The organism is Streptomyces sp. SCA2-17, assembly GCF_044336695.1.
In genome coordinates this window covers 5,452,786-5,475,778 of record NZ_CP117521.1, presented here as the reverse complement: position 1 = coordinate 5,475,778, position 22,993 = coordinate 5,452,786, and the positions used below count along the sequence as shown (strand labels likewise).

16 protein-coding genes are annotated in these 22,993 nt (G+C 75.5%); all 16 read right to left on the bottom strand.

Going from position 1 to position 22,993, the window contains the following annotated elements; translation table 11 throughout:
- Window positions 1–15: 15 nt before the first annotated feature.
- Window positions 16–603, bottom strand: a complete 588-nt coding sequence (locus PS271_RS24635; RefSeq protein WP_398384693.1) for a TetR/AcrR family transcriptional regulator — start codon at window positions 601–603, stop codon at window positions 16–18.
- A 101-nt stretch (window positions 604–704) separates the two neighbouring features.
- Window positions 705–2,720: a DUF5107 domain-containing protein gene (locus PS271_RS24630; protein ID WP_398384692.1), complete on the bottom strand. Its 2,016-nt coding sequence runs from the start codon at window positions 2,718–2,720 to the stop codon at window positions 705–707.
- Between the two features lie 54 nt (window positions 2,721–2,774).
- Complete coding sequence (locus tag PS271_RS24625) at window positions 2,775–3,323, bottom strand: GNAT family N-acetyltransferase (RefSeq protein WP_398384690.1); 549 nt, start codon at window positions 3,321–3,323, stop codon at window positions 2,775–2,777.
- Window positions 3,324–3,364: 41 nt separating this feature from the next.
- On the bottom strand, window positions 3,365–4,768 hold the full coding sequence (locus tag PS271_RS24620; RefSeq protein ID WP_398384689.1) for a CoA transferase: 1,404 nt from the start codon (window positions 4,766–4,768) through the stop codon (window positions 3,365–3,367).
- Between the two features lie 607 nt (window positions 4,769–5,375).
- Window positions 5,376–7,481 carry a CHAT domain-containing WD40 repeat protein gene (locus tag PS271_RS24615; protein WP_398384687.1) on the bottom strand — a complete coding sequence of 702 codons (2,106 nt, stop codon included), beginning with the start codon at window positions 7,479–7,481 and terminating at the stop codon, window positions 5,376–5,378.
- A gap of 52 nt (window positions 7,482–7,533) precedes the next feature.
- On the bottom strand, window positions 7,534–8,319 hold the full coding sequence (locus PS271_RS24610; protein WP_398384686.1) for a hypothetical protein: 786 nt from the start codon (window positions 8,317–8,319) through the stop codon (window positions 7,534–7,536).
- Between the two features lie 134 nt (window positions 8,320–8,453).
- A complete protein-coding gene (locus tag PS271_RS24605; protein WP_398384685.1) occupies window positions 8,454–9,344 on the bottom strand; it encodes a 4'-phosphopantetheinyl transferase superfamily protein in 891 nt (296 codons plus the stop codon).
- A gap of 10 nt (window positions 9,345–9,354) precedes the next feature.
- Window positions 9,355–13,392, bottom strand: coding sequence for a non-ribosomal peptide synthetase (locus PS271_RS24600; protein ID WP_398384684.1), 4,038 nt, complete (start codon window positions 13,390–13,392; stop codon window positions 9,355–9,357).
- Complete coding sequence (locus PS271_RS24595; protein ID WP_120755643.1) at window positions 13,389–13,619, bottom strand: phosphopantetheine-binding protein; 231 nt, start codon at window positions 13,617–13,619, stop codon at window positions 13,389–13,391. Before PS271_RS24595 ends, PS271_RS24600 begins: the two co-directional genes overlap by 4 nt.
- Before the next feature lie 5 nt (window positions 13,620–13,624).
- Window positions 13,625–14,257, bottom strand: coding sequence for an isochorismatase family protein (locus tag PS271_RS24590; protein ID WP_398384682.1), 633 nt, complete (start codon window positions 14,255–14,257; stop codon window positions 13,625–13,627).
- Window positions 14,258–14,292: 35 nt separating this feature from the next.
- Window positions 14,293–15,957, bottom strand: a complete 1,665-nt coding sequence (locus PS271_RS24585; RefSeq protein WP_398384681.1) for a (2,3-dihydroxybenzoyl)adenylate synthase — start codon at window positions 15,955–15,957, stop codon at window positions 14,293–14,295.
- Window positions 15,954–17,084, bottom strand: coding sequence for an isochorismate synthase DhbC (gene dhbC, locus PS271_RS24580; RefSeq protein WP_398387045.1), 1,131 nt, complete (start codon window positions 17,082–17,084; stop codon window positions 15,954–15,956). The genes PS271_RS24585 and dhbC overlap by 4 nt, the downstream gene beginning before the upstream one ends.
- A 317-nt stretch (window positions 17,085–17,401) precedes the next feature.
- Entirely contained in the window at window positions 17,402–18,181 is a 780-nt protein-coding gene (locus tag PS271_RS24575) for a 2,3-dihydro-2,3-dihydroxybenzoate dehydrogenase (protein ID WP_398384679.1), read from the bottom strand.
- Between the two features lie 219 nt (window positions 18,182–18,400).
- Window positions 18,401–20,404 carry a prolyl oligopeptidase family serine peptidase gene (locus tag PS271_RS24570; protein ID WP_398384678.1) on the bottom strand — a complete coding sequence of 668 codons (2,004 nt, stop codon included), beginning with the start codon at window positions 20,402–20,404 and terminating at the stop codon, window positions 18,401–18,403.
- A 96-nt stretch (window positions 20,405–20,500) separates the two neighbouring features.
- Window positions 20,501–21,853 carry a M20/M25/M40 family metallo-hydrolase gene (locus PS271_RS24565; protein WP_398384676.1) on the bottom strand — a complete coding sequence of 451 codons (1,353 nt, stop codon included), beginning with the start codon at window positions 21,851–21,853 and terminating at the stop codon, window positions 20,501–20,503.
- Window positions 21,846–22,682 (bottom strand): M55 family metallopeptidase, encoded by an 837-nt coding sequence (locus tag PS271_RS24560; protein WP_398387043.1) that lies wholly within the window; start codon window positions 22,680–22,682, stop codon window positions 21,846–21,848. The genes PS271_RS24565 and PS271_RS24560 overlap by 8 nt, the downstream gene beginning before the upstream one ends.
- Between the last annotated feature and the right edge of the window lie 311 nt (window positions 22,683–22,993).

The following is a 22,993-nucleotide window of genomic DNA, read 5'->3' as shown; positions in this document are numbered from 1 at the left end:
CGTTCGGTCCGTCCGTCACGTTCGGTCCAGCAGGGTGAGGGCCTGCGCCGCGGCGTCCCGGATCCGGGCCCGGTCCGGGACCACCTTGCCGACCACCCGCATGCCCTGCATCAGGACGAGCAGCATCCGCGCGAGGGCCACGGGGTCGCGGCCGGGGGGCAGTTCGCCCTGGTCCGCGGCCCGGGTCAGCGCCGAGGTGAGCGCCCGCTCCAGGGCGAGCCAGCTCTCTTCGACGCCGCGGGCCGCGTCGGGGTCGTGCGGTGCCAGCTCGACGGCGGTGTTGGTGACGAAGCACCCGCGCCGCAGGTCGTCCCCGGCGGCCTCCTCCGCGAAGCGGGCCACCAGCTGCCGCACGGCCGGCAGGGCCGGGCCGGGTCGCGACAGCTCCTCGGCGATGCGCGGGCCGCGCTGCTCGCCGTAGCGCTCCAGCGCCTTGAGGTAGAGCTCGTGCTTGCTGCCGAACGTCGCGTAGAGGCTCGCCCGGGCGATGCCCAGGTGACCGACGAGGTCGGCCATCGACGTCGCCTCGTAGCCGCGCCGCCAGAACAGGTCGAGGGCCGACTGGAGCGCGGCGTCCGGGTCGAACTCCTTGGTCCTGGCCACGCGTTGACGGTAGCGTTTTCCAGAACGATCGGTCAAGAATGAGGGGGCCGGAAAGCGCTGGGGGGTTGCGTCCGCGGGGTACGGGCGGGCCTGGGCGGGCCTTACGGGGCCGGCCGCATCCTGAAGTCGTATTGCGGGGGCAGCTCCTTCGCGCGCGCCCGGGCGCGGATCTCCCGTGTGACCGGGCCCCCGCCCGCCAGCAGCGCCTCCTCGGTCGCGTACCAGGTCTCGCCGAGGGACTCGTCGCCCTCGCGCAGGTCCGCGACCTCGAAGCCGCGGTCGAAGATCTCCCGCGCGGCCGCGGCGTCGCCGTGGGCGAGCAGCACCCGGGCCCGGAGCAGCTGGAAGCGGCCGCGCTCGCGGGTGCCGGGGCGCAGGCCGTCCAGCACGGCCCCGGCGTCGGCGGGCCGGTCCGCGGCGAGCAGGGCCTCCGCGGCCTCCTCGCCGAGCGCGGCCAGGGCGGCGGTCCAGGCGGGGCTCTCGCGCTGCTCGGCGCAGGCGTCCTCGAAGGCCTCCAGGTAGCGGTCCGCGGCGCGCTCGGGGTGGCCGTCCTCGGCGTCGGCGAAGGCCAGGCAGCGCTTGACGAACCACAGCCGGCCCGCCCCCTCCCAGGCGCGGACCGCCTGCGAGCGGTCGCCCGTGTGCCAGCGGGCGACCCCGAGGTGGTAGGCGCCGCAGAGGTCGGCCCCGTCGGTCGTCTCCAGCAGCTCGCGCCACTGGGGCGACACCAGCGAGGGCGGGGGCGGCAGCGCCCGGTCCGGGGACGGGTGCGAGCCGGTCCGCAGGAAGCGCAGCCAGGGCGCCTGCTCCTCCCCCAGCGTCTCCGGCGGGAAGGGCGTGCCGGGCAGGTCGTAGTGCCCGCGCGCGGCTTCGAGGGCGCCCCAGCCGGAGCCCGTGTGCAGGCTCTCCTTCGGCTCGGTGTCGGCGTACGGGCGCCACGCCGCGTACGCCGCGTCCACCTCGGCCCGGGGCAGGGCCGCTTCGAGCCGGGCCGCCGCCTCGCCGCGGGCGGCCGCCCAGTCGGCGCCGTGGACGGCGGCGGGGTCCGCGGCCAGCGGGCCGTACGCCTCCAGCCAGGCGAACGCGCCGCCGGGCTCCAGCGGTACGTGCTCCAGCTGGGTGCGGGCGAGCCCGGCCTGGATCTCGGCGTAGCCGCCGGTGCCGGGCTCGGTGAGCCACTCCTGCCAGCGGCGGCCGCCGCGGCCCGAGCCCCAGACGAAGAGCTTGCGGCCGCGCAGCGCGTCGGTCGAGGTCTGCACGAGGCCGCGGCCGTCCGCGCCGAGGGAGGCGATCCAGCGGCGCTCCCCGCCGGGCACGTCGTAGAAGAAGTCGGCGGCGTGCGTGCTGTTCAGCGGGTACGTACGGTCGGCGCCCTCCCATGCGGGCACCGGGACCCGGCGCAGGCTGCGCTCGTAGCCGAACCGCCAGGCCGCCTCGGCGGGGGCGAGGACGCGCGCGCCCGCCTCCTCGGGGACGGCGATGTTCGACCACCAGTAGACGGGCGCGGGGCGGTGGTGGGGGTTGCGGATGCGCACGCCCACGTAGAGGAAGTCCGAGCCGTCGGGCAGCCACAGGTCGACCTGGAACGGCAGGTCGCGCAGCCGCTCCCACTCCCACAGGCGCAGCATCTCCCCGCCGTCCGGCGCGGGCACGCGGGCGGCGTGCAGCGGGGCCACGGACAGGGGGGTGTGGCCGGTGGCGCCGATGTTCCACTCGATGCCGCCGGAGAACCAGGCGCCGTTGAGCGCGAAGTGGGCGGGCTGCAGGACGGGGTTGGCGTAGAGCAGGTGCCGGCCCGCCGGCTTGTGTTCGAGGGAGTGGACGCGGCCGCCGAGGCCGGGCAGGACGGTGGCGCGCAGCCGGTCGTTCTCGATGACGATCGCGTCGACGTCGGTGAGGGCGCGCTTGCGGGTGTAGTGGTCGCGGCGGCGCACGGGCAGGACGGAGCGCAGGGGCTCGTAGCCCGTCTGGCGGGCCATGTCGGCGGGCAGGCCCTTGCGCTGTGCCGCGTCGAGGCGGTGGACGTCGCGGGCCGTGCGGAGGGAGGGCAGCGGGTTCTCGGCGCCGAGCGGGGCGGCGGGCAGGGTCAGGACGGCTCGTCGGATGGTCGTGGGCACGGCAACCCTTCTCACGCTTGGTGGTCCGGTGGGTGCGCGGGCGGCCCGGAGTGCCTACCCGTCGTGGTCCGGCAGCATGTCGGCGGTGATCGCCCAGCGTTCGTGGTCGCGCCACGCCCCGTCGATGAAGAGGTACGCCGGGGAGAAGCCCTCCAGCCGGAAGCCGTTGCGCTTGACCAGGGCCAGGGACGCGGCGTTGCCCGGCTGGACGTTCGCCTCCAGCCGGTGCAGGCCGAGCGGGCCGAAGGCGTGGCGCAGGACGAGGCCGAGGCCCTCGCTCATGAGGCCGCGGCCCGCCCCGGGCACGAAGGCGCCGTAGCCGAGGGCGCCGCACTGGAAGCGGCCGCGCACGATGTTGTTGATGTTGATGAAGCCCGCCGGGGCGCCGGTCTCGCGCAGGCATACGAGGAGGCCCGCGCGCTGCTCGCCGTCGAGGGTGGCGGCGTACGCGGCGAAGTCCGCTTCGGTGGCGGGCATGGACAGCCACGGGTGGTGCAGGGCCTCGCTGGCCCGCACGAGGCGGGTGAACTCCGGGCCGTCCGCGGGCGTCACGGGGCGGATCGCGACGCGCGGGCCCTCGGCGAGCCATTCCGGTTCCGGCATGGGGTCATCGTACGGTCCGGCGCCCGTGGCGCTACGGGCCGTCAACGCCACTCCGGCGCGTCGGTGCCCCAGCGTGCGGGGAGCTTCGACCAGTCGCGCGGTGCGCCCTCGACGTGCACGGGCGGCAGGGCGTAGCGGACGCGGCCGAGCGGGCCGTCGGCTTCGGTGAGCCACGGGCCCGGTTGGTACGCGTCTCCTGCGGCGGGTCCGGCCTCGTCACGTACGAGGTCCGAGGTGAGCCAGTGCGCCGTCCGCGCGAGGGAGAGGCGGGCGAGGCGCGTGCCGCCGGTGGTGCGCTGCTCGGTGACGGCGCGCAGGACGGCGGCCGCGAGGAGGTAGCCGGTGCCGTGGTCCAGGGCCTGGGCGGGCAGGGCGCCGGGGGTGCCGTCGGGGGCGGCCTCGGTCACGGCGATGCCGCAGGCCGCCTGGACGAGGCTGTCGAAGCCGCGCCGGCCGGCCCAGGGGCCGTCCGTGCCCCAGGCGCTCAACTGGCCGATGACCAGGCCCGGTCGCCGCTCGGCCAGGGCCTCGGGAGAGAGGCCGTGGCGGTCGAGCGCGCCGGGCCGGTAGCCGGTCACGACGACGTCGGCGCGGGCGAGCAGTTCCTCGAAGGCCGCCCGGTCGGCGCGGTGCGCGAGGTCCAGGACGGCCGAACGCTTGCCGAACCCGGTGTCGTTGTGCGCGTCCTGGCTCTCCGGGATGCCGGGCGGGTCGAGCCGGAGCACGTCCGCGCCGAGCAGCCCGAGGGTGCGGGTGGCGACGGGGCCGGCGATGACGCGGGTGAGGTCGAGGACGCGCAGGCCCTCCGCGGGTGTTGCCGGGTCCGGCGGGAGGGTGCGTACGGGGCCGTCGGCGATGCGCTCCAGGGTGAGCAGCGGGCGGCGGGCCACGGCGGCGCCCTGGGGGTGCGCGGCCCACTGCGCGGCGGAGCGCACGGCGACGGCCAGGCCTCCGGCCGCGGTGACGGTCTCCTGGATCTCTTCGGCGTCGCGCAGGGCGAGTTCTTCGGCGGCGCGGCCGACGAGGTCTTCGTCGTCTCCGCCGGCGGCCGTACGGGGCAGGCCGAGGGCCTCGGTCAGCCGGGCGCGGTGGTGCGGGTAGTTGGCGTGCGTACGGATCCAGCCGTCGCGGGTGCGCCAGAAGCGGGACAGGGGCGCGAACGCGGTGGCGGCGCGTCCGCCGACGCGCAGGTGCCGCTCGCTGACGAACGCGGTGGCGACGGCGCCGTCGTCGACCCGCACGGCGGGCGGGGTGCCGCCGCGGCGGGCTGCGGCCAGCTCGGCGGCGGCGAGGGCGGCCACGGCGACGGTGGCCCGCGCCGTTTCACGCACCGGCAGCCGCGCCGGCAGCGTGCCGCGGGGGCCGCCGTAGGCGACGGCGTCCAGGAGCGCGGGCGCACCGCCGAGCGCGGCCCAGGCCTGCGCGGACTGCTGGGACTTGATCACCCGGGCAGTCTGGCAGGAGGCTCCGGCCGAGGGCCAGGGCCTGTCTGCCGGATCACGACGAACGCGCGGGTTGCGGTGTCCGCGTATGCCGCCGAGCCCTCGCCGCGGGGGTTACTCGCCGTTGCGGCGGGCCATTTTTTCGCCGTAACGGCGAGAAAGGGCAATCCGCATGCTGCGGCGGTGGCCGGACTGCCGCGGCCGACAGGGCACGGCGAACCGCCGGTTGAGGCGACCACGTACTCCGCCGGGTCCTCGCCGAGCGGGGGCTACGCGCCGTTGCAGCGCGCAGCCTTTGCCGCCGCCACGGCGGGCCACCACGATCCGTGCGAGGCGACAGGGGACGCCACCAGCGGTGGCCGGGACGACGGCGAACTACCGCTGCGACAACCACACAAGCCGCCAGGCTCGCAGCGCGATAGCTTCCCGCCACCGCGGCGGGCCGTCTCTTCCGCCGCCACCGCGGGCAACCACGATCCGCATGCTGCGGCGGCGGACGGGCGGTCTCCGATCGGGCCGAGGCCGCGGCGAGGGCCCGTCTGGCGCCCCCTCGGGGGTGGTGCCCACGCCCCGGGCAGGCCCCGCGCTCGGCCCGCCGGCCCCGTCGCGATCAGCCACGCTCCCCCGGCACCGGCGTCAGCTTGACCGTTTTGTCCTCGCTGCCGCTCGCCAGCCACGTGCCGTTCGGGCCGAAGGCCACGCAGAGGACCGTGTCGTGGTGCTGGACCCGTAGCGCGCGGGTGCCGTCCGTCGTGGACCACAGGCCCGCCGTGCGGTCGGCGGAGGCCGTGGCGAGCCAGTGGCCGTCGGGGCTGAAGGCGACGTCTTTTACGGCGGCGGCGTGCCGGACCAGCAGGAGCTGGTGGCCGGTGCCCGCGTCCCACACCCGGACGCAGCCGTCGTCGCCCGCGGTCGCGAGCCCGCCGCCGTCGGGGCTGAAGTCGACGGCCTTGACCGGGTGGTCGTGGCGCAGGCGCAGCAGGGCGTCGCCGCCGAGCGACCACACGTGCACCGAGCGGTCGGCGGAGGCCGAGGCGAGCCGGGCGCCCTCCGGGCTGAAGGCGACGTCGGTGACGACCTGGTCGTGCTTGATGCGCAGCATGGGGTCGCCGCCGGTGGAATCCCACAGCCGGACGGTGCGGTCGGCGGAGGCCGAGGCCACGCGGAAGCCGTCGGGGCTGAAGGCCACGCCGAAGACCACGTGGTCGTGGTGCAGGCGCAGCAGTTCCTCGCCGTCGGCGGCCGCCCAGACGCGGACGGTGTTGTCGGCGCCGCCGGTGACGAGGCGGCGGCCGCCGGGGCTGAAGGCGGCGGCGAAGACGGAGGAGAGCCAGCCGCCCACGGTCTGTTCCCAGATCCGGTTGCCGGTCAGGGCGTCCCACACTCTGACGCGGCTGCGGGATCCGGTGGCCAGCCGTCTGCCGTCGGGGTGGAAGGCGAGGGCCTGCACCCATTGGCGGGCGTTGAGGACGCGTGAGGTGATGCGGGGGCCGGGCGGACCGCCCGGTTCCGGGCCGGCAGGGCTGCCGGCGTCCGGTGGCCGCACCGGCCGCGGCGGAACGGCGGCGGGCCCGTGCGGCGGCCCCGCTGCCGGCGGGTCCGCCCCCGGCTCCCCCGCCGGTTCCGGCATGTCGAAGAGGCGGGCGTCCCCGCCGCGCAGGTAGAGGACGGGGGTCGCCCACTCCAGGCTGTCGTCCTTGTCGACGACGAGGGCGATCCGCCCGACCCGTACGGCCTCGTCGACGGTGCGCCCTCCGGCCAGCGCCTGGTAGAAGGACGCGGCGAAGCGCGTGGCCGCCTTGTCGGTGACGGCGAACTGCATGGCGACGATCGCCGGCACGGAGCGCACGAGGACGGCGGCGGTGCTGGAGAAGAGGTCTTCGGCGTTGCCCATGCCGCTCTGGCAGCTGTTGAGGATGACCAGTTGAGGCCGTGGCCGGGCCACGCTGAGGAGCGAGGCGAGGGCGGAGGCGTGCAGGTGGTGCTCGCGCCCGTCCGCGCCGGCCAGCGTGATCATGCCTTCGTGGCGCCGGGGGTCGTAGGCGCCGTGCCCGATGAAGTGCAGGACGTGGCAGCCGCGCAGGAGCCGGCGGGAGAGGTCGTCCGCGGTCTGGCCCTCGACCCAGTCGAGGTCGACGAGCCCGCGCTCGGTCAGCGGCCGCAGCGCGACCGCGAGGGCGGCGCGCTCGCTCTCGGCACCGAGGGGCGCGCGGGAGCGGGGCAGCGAGGTCATGCCGAGGACTTTGAGGGGCGGTTCGGAGCGCAGCGGGGCCAGCGGCTCGGGCAGGTCGACGTAGCGGACGAGGGGCTGGCGCAGGCACAGGTAGCCGCCGAGGTCCTCGTCGTGGAGCAGTTCCCAGGGCAGGGCGGCGAGTTCGGGCGCGCGGATGCGCAGGACCACGCGGAGCGGCTGGTCGCGTTCGGCGGCGCGCTGGCGGCTGGCGAGGTACAGGCCGCGCAGGCGCCCGTCGAAGACGGTGTGGAAGAGCCGCTCCCCCACGTCCCGTACGGGCCGCTCCAGGCCGAGGGCCGCCGCGCGCGGCGTCACCGAGGAGGCGAGGACGGCGCGTTGGAGGTCGGCGAGGCGGGCACCGATGGCGCCGGGCTCCAGGGCGACCGAGGCTGCCCCCTCGCCGGCGGGCGAGGAGACGGTCACGGCGTACTGCCCGCCGGTCCCGCCGCTGATTTCCAGGACGAAGTCGGCGGCGGCGGGCATCACGGCTCCCGGGAATTCCGGAGAGAGGTCAGCATTCCGCTTTCTCGCTTCCTCACGTGGCCGTTCCGTGCAGCGGTCCCGCGGTCTTCCACCAGGAGAGCAGTTGCCCGTACGAGGTGAGCGGGGCGTGGGCCTGCGCGATGATCTTCACGTCCTCACTCGACCACGTGAGATAGGCGTCGCCGTCGTCCGGGTCCTGGTGACAGGCGAGTTCGCCGACTTGCTTTCCGGTGTTGCTGTACTTCTGCCGGCCGCTGAGCGGAGTGGCCGGCCCGCACGAGTTCTGTGTGAAGGCGACGCCGCTCACGAGCCGCTGGAATCCGCCCTGGGTGCTGATGTCGTCCACGAACTGGGCGTAGATCACCGGAAATCCGCCGGCCGGGGTGCACGCGACCACGGCGACGACCGACGCCGGGAACTTGGAGGCGTCGCCGTCGGAGCAGCTCGGGCGGATGGTGTCGGGCACGTGGGCGAGCAGGGACGCGGTCGCCCCCGAGGACCGGGGCTTCCCCGGATCGGGTGCCGGCGGCGGCGGGGCGGCCGAGGACGGCGGGACGGGCGGCGATGACGAGGGCGGCGCCGGTAATGAGGGCGGTGCGGATTTCGGCGGCACGGTTCCCGGCGGAGGATCGGCCACCGCCTTTCCGGAATCCTTATTTGCCAGCAGGACAATGCTGGTGACTACGAGAGCGGCCCCGAGCAGCGCCGCCGTGGACCGGATCACCGGGCTGATCCGGGGAAAGGAGATTTCCCGGACCGAGAATCCGCTGCCCAGCAGGGAGATGAGGACCATGAGGCCCCCGAAGACGAACAGAATGATCGAAGCAGAGGTCGGCATGATGGTCCCCCCGAGGTGTCACGACCCTCCGCGGACCAGTCAGGTTATAGGCAATTCGGGGGAATGCCGCCGGGCTGTGCGCCGTATATTCGGCCGGTCGCCTCCGCGCGCTCCCGGAGCGCGCCCTCGCGCCCTTACGGCCTGTGCGGCCCGGGCGCGTTCGCGACCGCGACGGCCGCCGCGTACCCCGGCGGGGCCGCGACGTCGGTCAGCGTCCACCCCGCGGGGCAGGCCGGGGCGGGGCCCGCGCCGACGTACGTCACGGACGGGTTCTCCGACAAGCCCGTGCCCGTGCCCTTGAGGTACGCCTCCTTGCGCGTCCAGCAGCGCGCGAACGCCTCCGGGCGCCGCGCCGCGGGCAGCGCGGCCAGCTCCGCGGTCTCGTCGGGGTGGAGGACGCGCGCCACCTCGTCGACCACCTCGGCGGGCTGGACCTGCTCGACGTCCGCGCCGACCGGGGTGTCCGCGAAGGCGAAGAGCGCGAGGTCGCCCGCGTGCGAGAGGTTGAAGTGCAGGGGCGCGCCGGCGGCGGCCGGACGGCCGTGCGGCCCGCCGCAGCCGGGGCACGGCTCGCGCACGAGCACGACGGCGGCCGGGTCGGTGGCCAGGTACGCGCCGAGGAGGAGCCGCAGCCCGACGTGGGAGGCGATATAGCGGTGACGGTGCAGGTCCCGCACGAACGCGGCGGCGCGGGCCCGTTCCTCGGGGTCGAGGATGCGCGCGTAGTCCCGCAACGGGGCGTCGAGCGGGCTGCCGCCCGCCTGCGGCCCGCCGTCCGGGAGGCCCTCGCCCGGCACGGCACCTGGTCGCGGCCCGTCGTCCGGCAGCGCACCGGTTGCCGGGACGCCGGCCCCGAGGCCGTCACCCCGCGGCTCGCCGGCCCCCGCGCCTTCGTTCGTGGAGCCGCCCGGCCGCAGGCCGGTGAGGTTCAGCAGCCATACGCGCGGCGGCCCGCCCGGTGTCCACGCCCCCGGCAGCGGGTCCTCGCCGAGGAGCCCGGGCCGTATGCCCGGCCCGCCGCTCACGCCCATCCGCTCAGCCCTCTCCCAGGTGGCGGGTCACCGCCTCGGCGACCTCCGCGATCGGTCCCGGCCGCGTCATGTGTGCGTGCGCGCAGCCGACATCGTGGTTGATCACCCTACCCGTGACGTAGGGCCGCCACGCCTGACTCGGCACGGGCCCGGCCGGGTCCGTGGAGCCCGCCGCGGTGAAGAAGAGGACGTCGCCGTCGAAGACGCGGTGCGGGTGCCGCCCGGCCAGGGCCGTCGTGGAGAGCGCGACGTCGACCACGGATTGCAGCGTCCCGCCGGTCAGCGCCGCGAACGGGCCGCCGTCCGCGCGGAGGGCGGCGAGCACGCCGTCCCGGGTGAGGGGGCCGTCACAGGCGCAGCCTGCCATGTCCAGCAGGGCGCCGAGGACGGCCTGTTCCTCGAACGCGGCGCCCGCCGGGTAGGCGTCGAGCAGCGCGAGGAGCTCAACCTTCTCGCCGGCCTCCTGAAGCCGTACGGCGACGGCGTGCGCGAGGACACCGCCCGCCGACCAGCCCAGCAGCCGGTAGGGGCCGTACGGCTGGACCTCCCGGATGCGGTCCGCGTAATCCGCGGCCATCTCCTCCAGCGTTACGGGCAGCGCCTCGCCGGGCGCGAACCCACGGGCCCGGAGCGCGTGGAGGGGCTGGTCGGGGCCGAGGCCGGCGAGCAGGCCGGTGTAGCACCAGCCGAGGCCGGCGGCCGGAGGCAGGGCGAACAGGGGCGTACGGCTTCCGGTCGCCCGCAGCGGCAGAACGAGATCAAGGGCGCCCAGGGCGGTGCCGTCCCCGCCGCCCAGCCGGCGGGCGAGGCCGGCCGGGGTGGGCGCGCGGAAGAGAGTGCCCAGGACGAGGGAACCGTCTTCACCGGTCGAGCCGTCACCGGAGGCATCGTCACCCAGGACATCCCGGATCCGGGCCACGAGCCGCGCCGCGAGCAAGGACGTGCCGCCCAGAGCGAAGAAGCTGTCGTCGACGCCGACGTGCGGCAGCCCGAGCACCTCGGCGAACAGCCGCGTCAGCGTCTCCTCGCGGGGCCCGGCGGGTGCGCGGCCGCCGGTGTCCGCCCCGGCCGCGGGGGCGGGCAGCGCCGCGCGGTCGAGCTTGCCGCTGGGGCCCGTGGGGAAGGCGTCCAGGACCACGACGGCGTCCGGCACCGTGCTCGCGGGCAGGCGCGCGGCCAGCACCTCGTGCAGGACACCGCGCAGGGCGTCGGGGCCGGCCTCGGCGGCGGCATCCGCCGAGGCCGGAGTCACGTAGGCGACCAGCCGCCGGTCGCCGGGCCGGTCCTCGCGGACGACGGCGCAGGCGGCCTGGACGCGGGGGTCGGCCAGCAGGACGGCCTCGATGCCGTCGAGTTCGACGCGGCGCCCGTGCAGCTTGACCTGGCGGTCGGTGCGGCCGAGGTACTCGGCCTCGCCGTCCGTCCGCCAGCGGGCGAGGTCGCCCGTGCGGTACATGCGCGCGCCGGGCCCCGCGAAGGGGTCGTCCAAGAACCGCTCGGCCGTGAGGTCCGGCCGGCCCAGGTAGCCGTCGGCGAGCTGGGCGCCGGCGAGGTAGAGCTCGCCGGGGACGCCGGGCGGGCAGGGGTGCAGGGCCTCGTCGAGGATGTAGAGGCGGGTGTTGCGGGCGGGCCGGCCGATGGGGACGGGCCCGGTGTCGCCCGGGCGGCAGGTGTGGTGGGTGACGTCGACAGCCGCTTCGGTCGGCCCGTAGAGGTTATGCAGCAGGGTGCCGGGGAGCAGCCGGTGGAAGGCGTCGGCCGTGGCGCGGGGCAGGACTTCGCCGCTGCTGAAGACGTGCCGCAGCCCGGTGCAGCCCGCCGCGCCGGGGACCGCGAGGAAGAGCTGGAGCACCGAGGGCACGAAGTGGGCGGCGGTGACGCCGTGTTCGCGGATCGTCCGGGCGAGCTCGGCGGGGTCGCGGTGGGCCTCGGGCCCGGCCACGACGAGGGTGGCGCCTTCGCGCAGCGGCCAGAACAGCTCCCACACGGAGACGTCGAAGCCGGCGGGGGTCTTGTGCAGGACGCGGTCGCCGGGGGCGAGCGGGTACTGCGCCTGCATCCAGCGCAGCCGGTTGTCGATCGCCGAGTGCGGCACGACGACGCCCTTGGGGGCTCCGGTGGAGCCGGAGGTGTGCAGGACGTACGCGGGGTGCTGGGGCGTCAGGGCCCGGCCGGGGTCGGTGGGCAGGTGCGCGGCGAGCTCCTCGCGGAGCGCGGGGTCGTCGAGCGCGACGGCGGGCGGCGCGCCCGCGGGCAGGGCGGCGGTGCCGGCGCGGTCGGTCACGACGCACACCGGGGCGGCGCTCTCCAGCACCTCGCGCAGGCGCGCGGCCGGGTCGGCGGTGTCGAGCGGCACGTACGCGCCGCCCGCCTTGAGGACCGCGAGGAGGGCCACGACGAGGTCGGTGGAGCGCGGCAGGGCGACGGCGGCGATCGTGCCGGGGCGGACGCCGAGGCCGGCGAGGTGGCGGGCGAGCCGGTTGGCACGCGCGTTGAGGTCGCCGTAAGTGAGGGTCTCGGTCCCGCACACGAGGGCGGTGGCGTGCGGGGTGCGGGCGGCGCGGGCCTCGACGGGGCCGATGAGGGTGGTGGGCGGGACTTCGGCGGCGGTGTCGTTGAACTCGGCGAGGACCTGTTCGCGCTCGGCGGCGGTGGCCAGGGCGAGGCCGCCGGTCGGCAGGTGCGGGTCGCGCCCGGCGAGCCGGGTCAGCAGGTCGAGGAAGCGGGCCTGGTGGGCGGCGAGCTCGTCCTGGCCGTAGCGGGCGGGGTTGGCGTCGTAGTCGATGCGCAGGCCGCTGCCGTCGGCGCGGTCGTAGATGCCGATGGTCAGGTCGTCGACGGGCCCCGGGGCGAGGTTGTGCGCGCCTGCGCGGGCGCCGGCGAACGTGAGCCCGTAGTCGAAGGGCATGACGTTGACGAGCGGGCCGGTCAGCGCCCGGCCCTCGCCGAGGAGACCGAGGTCGCGGCGGATGTCCTCGTAGCGGTAGCGCTGGTGGCGGCGGGCGGACCGGATGCCGAGGACGGTCTGGTGGACCAGTTCGGCGAAGGTCGTGCCGGGGGTGACCGTCAGGCGCAGCGGCAGCACGTTCATGACCATGCCGGGGACGCGCAGGGCGACGGAGCCCATGCGGCCCATCATGGGCAGGCCGAGGACGACGTCCTGGCTGCGGGTGGCGCGGGCGACGTAGAGGGCCTGGGCGGCGAGGAGGACGTCGGTCCAGGTGGCCCGGACGGACGCGGCCAGGCGGCGTAGCCTTGCGGTCGCTTCCGGGTCGAGGTGGGCGGTGGCGCGCAGGTGACCGCGGGAGGGCAGGGCGGGGCCCGGCGAGGAGGCGAGGGCGGGCGCCTCGGGGCGGTCGGCGAAGGCGGTGAGCCAGTGGGCGCGGTCGCGGGTGCGGGTGGCGGAGTCGCGGTAGGCGGCGTCCTCGGCGACAAGGTCGGCGAGCCGGCCGAAGGGGCTGGGGGACGGGTCCTCGCCGGTGGCCAGGGCGGTGTAGAGCTCGGCGACGCGGCGGGCGACGAGGGAGTAGCCGTAGCCGTCGAGGACGGCGTGGTGGACGCGCTGGTACCACAGCCAGCGCTCGTCGCCGGTGCGGAAGAGGCCGTGGGAGAAGAGGGGGCCGCGGGCGAGGTCGAAGGGCTCGGCGAGGTCGGCGCGCATCCGGGCGAGGGCGGCGGCGTGCGGGTCGCGCTCGGCGCGCAGGTCCGCGGTGTGCAGGGGGAAGCCGTGGCCGGGGGCCTCGACGGCGATGGGGAGCTGGCGGGGCCCGTCGGGGGTGCCGGTGATGCGGACGCGCAGGGCGTCGGCCTCGCCGACGGTGCGGTGCAGGGCCTCGGCGAAGCGCACGGGGTCGATGTCCCCGTGGATCTCCAGGTATTCGGCGGTGCCGAGGGCGGGGCTGCCGGGGTCGAGGGCCTGGGCGAACCACATGCCCGTCTGGGCGGCCGTCAGGGGCAGCCCCTCCGGCGCGGGGGACCGTCCCGCGCCGGAGGGGCCGGGCAGGGGACGCGCCCCCGCCCGGTCCAGGGTGCGGGCGTTCACGTTCCCGCCCCCAGCAGCGGTGCCCACTGCTCTATGGCCGGCTGCTCGGCGAGGGCCACGAAGGTGACGTCGGTGCCGTGGTCGCGGCGCCAGCGCTCGACGAGGGTCATGATGCGCACCGAGTCGAGGCCGTAGTCGACGAGGTTCTCGTCGTCGGGGATGTCGGCGGGGTCCTCCCCGAGCACGTCGGCGACGTCGGCCCGGATCTGTTCGAGGGTGAGTGCCATGGGAGTTACGCCCCTTCGAAGAGCCGGTCGGTGGTGGTCACCACGGCGCACTTGGCGGCGGCCCAGCGCAGTGCCGTGGCGTGGTCCTCGGCCGAGAAGTCGGCGACGGCGTCGGCGACGAGGAAGGGCTGGATGTCGCGCATCCAGGCGTCGCAGGCGCTCATCATGACGCCGATGTGGGCGTACACGCCGACGATGATCAGCTGGTCGCGGCCCTGGGCGGCCATCCGCTCGGCGAGGTCGGTCCGGACGAACGCGGAGTACTTCCACTTCGTCAGGACGGTGTCGCCCTCGGCGGGGGCGACGGCGTCGGCAATGGCCTTGGCGCGCTCGTCGTCCGGCAGGCCCGGGCCCCAGAAGTCCTGCTGGAGGCCGCGCTCGGCGGGGCTCTGGCCGCCGGGCTGGGCGGAGTAGACGACGGGGACGCCGAGCCGGTCGCAGTCCTTCTTCACGGCGGCGACGTTGGCGAGCAGTTCGGTGACCGGCGAGGTCCCGGCCTCGAACGCGTCGAGGAAGTAGTTCTGGAGGTCGTGCACGAGCAGCACGGCGCGGGCCGGGTCGGCGGTCCAGGCGACCTTGTTCGCGGGCAGGTCGGCCGCCCGCGGCATGGGATAGGGGGCGATGGCAGGCAGTGCCATGGTGGTCGGTGACCCTTTCTCGGTTCTCAGCGTTCTCAGCGCTCTGCTGCCGCTGCGGCGGCGACCTGTGCGGCGATGGCCGCGCGGAGGTCTTTCTTCGACACCTTGCCGATGCCCGTCTGCGGGAACTCCGTCACGAACTCCACCCGGTCGGGGACCTTGAACGCGGCGAGGCCGCGCTCGCGGACGAACTTCTTGATGGCGATCGACTTGACGGGCCCGGCGCCCTCGCGCAGGACGACGTAGGCGCAGGTGCGCTCGCCGAGGTAGGCGTCGGGCATGGAGACGACGGCGGCGTCGTGCACGGCCGGGTGGGCGAGGATGTGGTTCTCGATCTCCTCGGCGGCGACCTTCTCGCCGCCCCGGTTGATCTGGTCCTTGGCCCGGCCCTCGACCACGAGGTGGCCGCTCTCCGTGCGCCGGACGACGTCGCCGGTGCGGTAGAAGCCGTCGGCGGTGAAGGCCGTGGCGTTGTGCTCGGGGGCCCGCCAGTAGCCGCGGATGGTGTACGGGCCGCGGGTCAGCAGGTGACCGGTGGCCCCGGCGGGCAGGTCGTTGTCCTCGTCGTCCACGACGCGGACCTCGTCGTCGGGCGAGATCGGCCGGCCCTGGGTGGTGACGATGGTCTCCTCGGGGTCGTCCAGCCGGGTGTAGTTCACCAGGCCCTCCGCCATGCCGAAGACCTGCTGGAGAGTGCAGCCGAGGGCCGGGCGCACCCGGCGCGCCGCCTCCTCGCTGAACTTCGCGCCGCCCACCAGCAGGACCTGAAGGCTGCTCAGGTCGTAGGGGGTCTCCGCCGCGGCCTCGGTCCACACGAGGGCCAGCGGCGGGACGAGGCCGGTGATCGTGACGCCCTCGGCCTCGATGAGCGGGAAGGCGACGTCGGGGCTGGGGCGCGGGGCGAGGACGACACGGGCGCCGGCGTAGAGCGCGCCGAGGGTGCCCGGGGAGCTCAGGGGGAAGTTGTGGGCGGCGGGCAGGGCGCAGAGGTAGACGCTGTTCTCATCGACGCCGCAGATCTCGTTGGAGCCCCACAGCGAGTAGATGTAGTCGTCGTGGGTGCGCGGGATGAGCTTGGGCACGCCCGTGGAGCCGCCGGAGAGTTGGAGGAAGGCCAGTTCGTGCGGGGCGGGCGCGTCGGGCACGGCCACCGGCTCGGCGGGGACGGCGGACAGGGCGGTGTGCTCGCCGGGGTCGCCCGCGACGAAGACGTGCTTGAGGGTGGGCACCTCGGCGCGCACCTTCGAAGCCAGCTCGCGGTAGTCGTAGCCCTCGCTGACGTCGGCGATGACGTACGCGGCGGCCTCGGTGAAGGCGCAGAAGTGGCGGATCTCGGTCTCGCGGTGGGCGGGCAGCGCGAAGACGGGGAGGGCGCCGATGCGGAAGAGCGCGAAGACGACCTCGAAGAACTCGGCGACGTTCGGGAGCTGGACGACGACGCGGTCGCCCTTGCCGATGCCGTGGGAGAGGAGGCCGGCGGCCAGCCGGTCGGCGCGCGCGTCGAGCTCGCCGTACGTCCAGCGGCGGGCATCCTCCCCACGCAGTGTCCCGGCGGGCTCAACGATCGCGACGCGGTCCGGGTGCGCCCGCGCGCGGTCGCGCAGCATCTGCCCGAACGTTTCTCCGCGCCAGTAGCCCGCCGCGCGGTAGCGCTCGGCGAACTCGGCCGGATAGCCCGGAGCGTCGGTCGTCTCGGTCACTGGTCAACCCCCACAGCCTGCAGGAACGTCTGGAACTTGGCGCCGGTCTCGGCCGTCTCGGCCTCCGGCGAGGACTGCGCGACGACTCCCGCCCCCGCGTACAGCCGCAGGGTGCGCTCCTCGGCCTCCGCGCAGCGGATGGTGACGACCCATTCGCCGTCGCCGTTCGCGTCGCCCCAGCCGACCATGCCGGTGAAGAAGCCGCGGTCGAAGGGCTCCAGCTCGCCGATGACACCGCGGGCGGTGGCGGTCGGGGTGCCGCAGACGGCGGGCGTGGGGTGCAGCGCGGAGGCCAGCTCCAGCGCGGACACCGCCGGGTCGGCCGGCTCGCCGGTCACGGTGGTCGACAGGTGCCACATGGCGGCCGTGCGCACCAGCGTGGGCCGCTCGGGCACGTGCAGGGTGCGGCAGTACGGGGCGAGGGCCTCGCGGACGGCGTCGACGACGACGGCGTGCTCGTGCAGGTCCTTCTCCGACTCCAGGAGGGCCGCGGCGCGGCGGACGTCCTCGGCGAGGTCGGCGCTGCGCGGCGTGGAGCCGGCCAGCGGGTTGGCGACGAGGGTGCCGCCGCGCCGGGAGACCAGCAGTTCGGGGCTCGCGCCGAGCAGGGTGCGGCCGGGGCCGGTGGGCAGGGCGAAGGTGTAGCCGGAGGGGTCGCGGCGGGCGAGGCGCTGGAGCAGGGCGGGCAGGTCGAGGTCGCGGTCGGAGGCGAGCTCCAGGGTGCGGGCCAGGACGACCTTGGCGAAGTCGCCGCGCCGCATGCGGCGCACGGCCTCGGCGACGGCGGCGCCGTAGCCGGCGGGCTCCGGCACGGGCCGGACGTCCCAGCGGGCCGCGCCGGGGGCGGCGGCGGGGAGGGCGATCAGGGGGTCCTCGGCGAGCGGCGGCGCCCAGCGGACGGCCTCCGGCACGGCCAGCGCGGCGGGCGCGGCCTGGTCGAAGGGGATCGCGCCGACGACGACCGGGGCCGCGTCGCCGGCCCGTACGCGGGCGGCGAGGGTCTCGGCGACGCGCCGCGCCACGGGGGCGGTGCCGTGCGGCACCTCGGCCCGTACGCCGTGGGCGAGCAGGGTACGGGTCGGGGAGGCGAAGAACCGGGCCCGGCCGGGCTCGTAGGCGTCGAGCAGCGAGGTGGCGGCGCCGACGGTGTCGGCGGGCCCGCTGGTGCGGGGTCCGCCCGTACGGGCGTCCGGCCCGCTCGGCCGGTCGGCGACGTGGTGAGCCGTGGTCACCTGCTGCTCCTTTTCGTTCCGGTGGGTCGCACCGGGTGTGTGCTGGGTGGTCCTGCTGCCGGCGCCCGGCGGGGTGGCCCGGGCGGGCCGGCCATGGCCCGGCCGGGCGGGTGCCCGGCCCTGGGTACGGCGGTGGTACCTGCGTGCCGGCGGGCGCCCCGCCCGGGTGGAGGCCCGCCGGGCGCGGGCCGGAAAGGCGGCCCGACGCGCCGTCAGGCGCGCAGCGTCGCGCCCCCGTCGACGTACAGGTCGTGCATCGTGATGTGCCGCGCGCGGTCGGAGACGAGGAAGGCGACCGCGTCGGCGATGTCGGCGGGTTCGGCGATCCGGCCGAGGGGGATGCCGACGCGGTACGAGCCGGGGTCGCCGTCGATGACGCGCTGGGGCGCCTGCTCGTCGGCCCACAGCCCGCGCTGCATGGCGGTGTCGGTGGAGCCGGGCGAGACGACGTTGCAGCGGATGCCGCTGCGGCCCAGCTCCAGGCCGAGGCACTTGGTGAACATGGTGGCGGCGGCCTTGGAGGCGGCGTACGCGGCCATGCTGGTGCGCGGCACGCCCGCGGCGTTGGAGCCGACGGTGACGATGCAGCCGGAGCGGCGCTCGGTCATCCGGCGGGCGACGGCGCGCGAGGCGTTGAAGACGCCGGTGGAGTTCACGGCGAAGGTGCGGTGCCAGACGTCGTCGGTGATGTCGACGACGGGCGAGGTGCGCAGCACGCCGGCGACGTTGACGAGGATGCCGAGCGGGCCGACGGTGTTCTCGACCTCCTCGACGACGGCTTCGACGGCGGTGCTGTCGGCGACGTCGGCGGTGTGGGCGGTCACCTTGTCGCGACCGAACTCGGCCTCCAGGTCCTTGATGCCGTCCGGGGTCCAGTCCAGGGCCGCGACGCGCGCTCCCCTGGCGACGAGGGCGCGGGTCACGGCCTCGCCTATGCCCTGGCCGGCGCCGGTGACCAGCGCGACGCGGCCGGAGAGTTCTGACTGCTGCACGGCTGTTCCCCCGATTCCGGTTCCAAACTAAGGTAAGCCTTACCTTACACGCCCTGCCCGGCCGGGATCACCGCCCGCGGCGGGGGCGCCCCTGCCGCTCCGCGCGCGGGGGGCGCACAGCAAGGCTTAGGTTAGGCTAACCTCACGCTCTTGCCTATAGGGGGGCGGCCCCCGGCTGACCGGCGACCGCCCCCTGGCGAGACGGGAACTGGCTTGACGTCAGGTCGTCACGAGCTCCAGGGCCGGCACGCCCGGCGCGGTCACCCCGAAGGTCTGCGCGTACAGGGAGAGCTCCGCCTCCAGCGCCCGCACGATCGTCCCGACCCGGCGGAAGCCGTGGCCCTCGCCCTCGAAGGCGATGTACGTGTGCGGCACTCCGCGGCCGGCCATCGCCGCCAGCAGCCGCTCGCTCTGCGCGGCCGGGCAGACAGGGTCGGACAGCCCCTGCAACAGCAGGAACGGCGTGGCGATCCGGTCCGCCCGGCGCAGCGGCGAGCGCTCGGCGTACAGCCCGGGCACCTCGTCCCGCGGCCCGATCAGCCAGTCCAGGTAGCGCGACTCGAAGTCGTGCGTGCCGTCCTCCGCCGTCCAGGTCTCCAGGTCCAGCACCGGGTAGAGGACCGTGCCGCAGGCGTAGAGGGACGTGGCGGCGAGCGAGGCCACGGCCGTCCAGCCGCCCGCGCTGCCGCCGCGGACCGCGATCCGGGCCGGGTCGGCGAGGCCCTCGGCGGCCAGCGCCGCGGCCACCGCCGCGCAGTCCTCGACGTCCACCACGCCCCACTGCCCGCGCAGCCGCTCGCGGTAGGCGCGCCCGTAGCCCGTCGAACCGCCGTAGTTCACCTCGGCGACGCCGATGCCGCGCGAGGTGAAGAAGACCGTCACCAGGTCCAGCACGAGCGGCGACCGGGCGGTCGGGCCGCCGTGCGCCATCACCACGTACGGCGGCAGCTCGCCCTCCGGGGCGACGTGGCCGGGGTTGCGCGGCGGGTAGAGGTTGGCGTGCACCTCGCGCCCGCCGGGCCCCGCGAACGTGCGCACCAGCGGCTCCGGGTAGTGCGCGGGGTCCACGCGGTCGGCGTGCCGGGCGCCGACGGCCCGGGCCCGGCCCGTGCAGACGTCGAGCTCGACGACCTCGTACGTGCTGCGCGGGCTCGCCGCGACGCCCACCGCGCGGGTCCCGGTCACCGCCAGGGTCGGCGCCCACTCGGTCCACGGCCCGGCGACGTCGGCGATCTCGCCGCTCGCCGGGTCCAGGATGCCGAGGACCGCGGCGCCCCGGCCGTGGACGGTGGCGATCAGCCCGCCGGGCAGGGGCGCGAACCAGCGCTGCCCCACGCGCCACAGCGGACCGGCGAACTCCTCTTCGCGGCGGCACAGCGCCGTGCTCTCCCCCGTCGCCGGGTCGACGCGGTACAGGTTCCACCAGCCGGAGCGGTCGCTCGCCGCGAGCAGCGAGCCGTCGGCGGCCCATTCCGCCTGCGCGACGGACTCCGCCGGCCCGCCCAGGACGGTCCGGGCGCCGGGCAGCCGCCCGTCCGCCGAGACGGGGGCGACCTTCAGCTCCGTGCCCTCCCACGGCATCCGGGGGTGGTCCCAGGCGATCCAGGCCGCCTGCCGCCCGTCCGGCGAGAGCCGCGGCCCGGTGACGAAGCGGCTCCGGCCGTCCGTCAGCTCCCGGACCACCCCGCGGTCCCGCGCCGCGGAGCCGTCCAGCGGCACGGCCACGAGCAACCGGCGCACGTCGCACGGGCCCGCGCCCGTGAACTCCTCCAGGACGCACCACACCTCGCCCCGGTCCGGCAGCAGCACGGGATCGGCCCAGCGCAGCCCCCCGCCCACGGACGAGACCGGCGTCAGCGGCCGTGGCTCGCGCCGCGCGCTCCCCGCCGGGGCGTCGGGCTCGAACGCGTAGAGCCGCTGGTCGCCGAAGTGCGTGAAGACCACCAGCGGGCCGCCCGCCTCCCGCGCCGCGGCCGCCCAGGGCAGACCGCCGTACTCCATCACGCGGTTGCGCACGTTCCACGGAGCGGGCAGCACCGTCTCCTCCGGGCCGCCGGCCCGCCGCCGCACCAGCGTGAAGCGGCCCTCCTCCGCCGGGCGCGGGCTCACCCACCACAGCTCGTCACCGGCCATGCCCACGAAGTCCGGGCCGCCGCCGTGCGACGCGGCGAGCTCCGCGCCGACCGGGGACTGCCAGGCTCCGTAAGGCACCGTGGACACCATGATCTGCTACGCCTCCTCGTAAGGGTCCATCAGATTCGTATGCGTAAGGGCTCATCAGGCCGTGCCCGTCAAGCTGTGCTCATCAAGCCGTGCTCATCAAGCCGTGCTCATCAAAAAGTGGTCGAGCACCCGGACCCCGAAGTGCAGCGCCTCCACGGGAACCCGTTCGTCGACGCCGTGGAACAGCGCCTGGTAGTCGATGTCCTCGGGCAGCTTCAGGGGCGCGAAGCCGTAGCACTCGATGCCCAGGCGCGAGAACTGGTTGGCGTCGGTGCCGCCGGACATGCAGAACGGCACCACGTGCCCCCCGGGGTCGAACCGCTCGACCGCCTCCCGCATCCGGGCGAACAGCTCGGTGCCGAGCGGGGCCTGCAGCGCCTTCCCGCGCTGGTAGTACTCCCACTCCACGTCCGGCCCCGTGAGCTCGTCCATGGTCGTGCGGAACTCCTCCTCGCCGCCCGGCACGACGCGCCCGTCCACGTGCCCCACGGCCGTCCCGGGAATCACGTTGACCTTGTAGCCGGCGTCCAGCATCGTCGGGTTGGAGCTGTTGCGGACCGTCGAGCCGATGAGCCGCGACGCCGGCCCGAGCTCGGCGAGCAGCGCGTCGACGTCGAAGTCCGGGGCCCCGGGGTCGGCCTCGATGCCGTACAGGGCGGCGATCTCGACCAAGGCGGCGCGGACGACCGGCGACATCCGCACCGGCCAGCGGTGCCGGCCGATCCGGGCGAGAGCCTCGGCCAGCCGGGTGACGGCGTTCGCCTCATTGGGCTTGGAGCCGTGGCCCGCCCGGCCGCGCGCGGTGAGCCGGAGCCAGGCCGTGCCCCGCTCCCCCGCCGCCACCGGATACAGCCGCAGCCCGCCGTCCGCGTGGAAGGTGTACGCGCCCGACTCACCGATCGCGTACCGGCAGCCCTCGAACAGCTGCGGGTACTTCTCGGCGAGGAAGCCGGCGCCCGTCCAGGCACGGTCCTCCTCGTCGGCGGTGAAGGCGAGCACGACGTCCCGCGGGGGCCGGACGCCCGTGCGCGCCCAGGCCCGGACGACCGACAGGACCATCGCGTCGGTGTTCTTCATGTCGACCGCGCCGCGGCCCCACACCACGCCGTCGCGCACCTCGCCCGAGAAGGGGTGGACGCTCCACTCCCCCGGGTCGGCGGGGACGACGTCGAGGTGGCCGTGGACCAGCAGCGCGGGAGCGCCCGGATCGGTACCGGAGATGCGGGCGACGACGTTCGTCCGGCCGCGCTCCTTCTCCAGCACCAACGGCTCGGCGCCCGCCTCGCTCAGCGCCTCGGCGACGTACTCGGCGGCGGGCCGCTCCCGGCAGTCGCCACCGCCCCGGTTGGTGGTGTCGAGCCGGATCAGGTCCGAGGTGAAGCGCACCACTTCGTCGAGCGCGCGCTCGTCCACCCCGGCCCCGGCCCCTTCCGCCGCGATCTCAGCCATATTGCTCCTCCACCGCGGCCGACACGACGGTCGTGACCGCCTTGAAGCAGCGGATGCCGTCGTACATGGTCGACGTGGTGTACGAGACCCGCCGCTCGCCGCTCGGCACGACGCCCGGGACCACCGTCGCCGCGCCGGCCAGGTGGTCCGCGTCGAACTCGATGTCGACGGTGAACGGGCCGGCGCCGCGGGCGGGCTCGTACCGCACGGCCAGCGCCGCCGCCTCCTTCGCCGCCGCCTGAATGTCCGCGGCGGTGCGCGCGGGCGGGCGGCAGACGGCCGCGTACCGCGACACGCAGTCCTTGACGGCCACCGAACGGGCGCGCGGCGCATACCCCTTGGCGTCCGCGCAGGTCAGGTCGTCGCCCGTCACCAGCACCACCGGAACACCGTATTCGGCGACGACCAGGGAGTTGAGCAACCCCTCGCTCGCCCGCGCGCCGCCCACCCACACGCCGGTGATGGTGTTGGCGAGGTAGGTATGGGCCAGCACGCCCGGGGTGCCGGCGCCCGTGTGATAGCCCACGAAGGCGACGCCGTCGACATCGCCGTGCTGCACTCCTTCGACCATGCTCAGGCTCTTGTGCTTGCCGGTGAGCATCTGCGCCCGTTCGTCCAGCTCCTCCAGCAGCAGATTGCGCATGCCCCAGTGCGCCTCATTGACGAGGACCTCGTCGGCGCCCCCGTCGAAGAACCCGGCGATCGCCGCGTTCACGTCGGAGGTGAACAGGCGGCGGCATCTCTCCCACTGCGAGGCGCCGGGCAGCACATCGGCCGGGCAGGTGACGCCGGTGACGCCCTCCATGTCCGCGGAGATCAGGATCTTCACCATGCATCAGTCCTACCGCAGGTGAGAGGCGGCCGCACGGGTGCTCGCAGCAGTCTCTGCGGCGGGCCGCGGCCGGGGGCGGCCGTTCGGCGTACGGGACCGGCCGCCGAACGGCTGTCGATCAGGCGTTCGGCACGCCGCGGAGAGCGCGCGGACACCCCCGGAGACTCCCCGCGGAACCCCCCGGAAGGCGCCCGGGCGGGATAGAGGTAAACCGCCACCGGCGACTGGGGGAATTACACATTCCAAGAATTCCCGCATTCTACCACGGGCCACCGGATGGTTGAGTCAACTATGTCAAATAAAAAGGC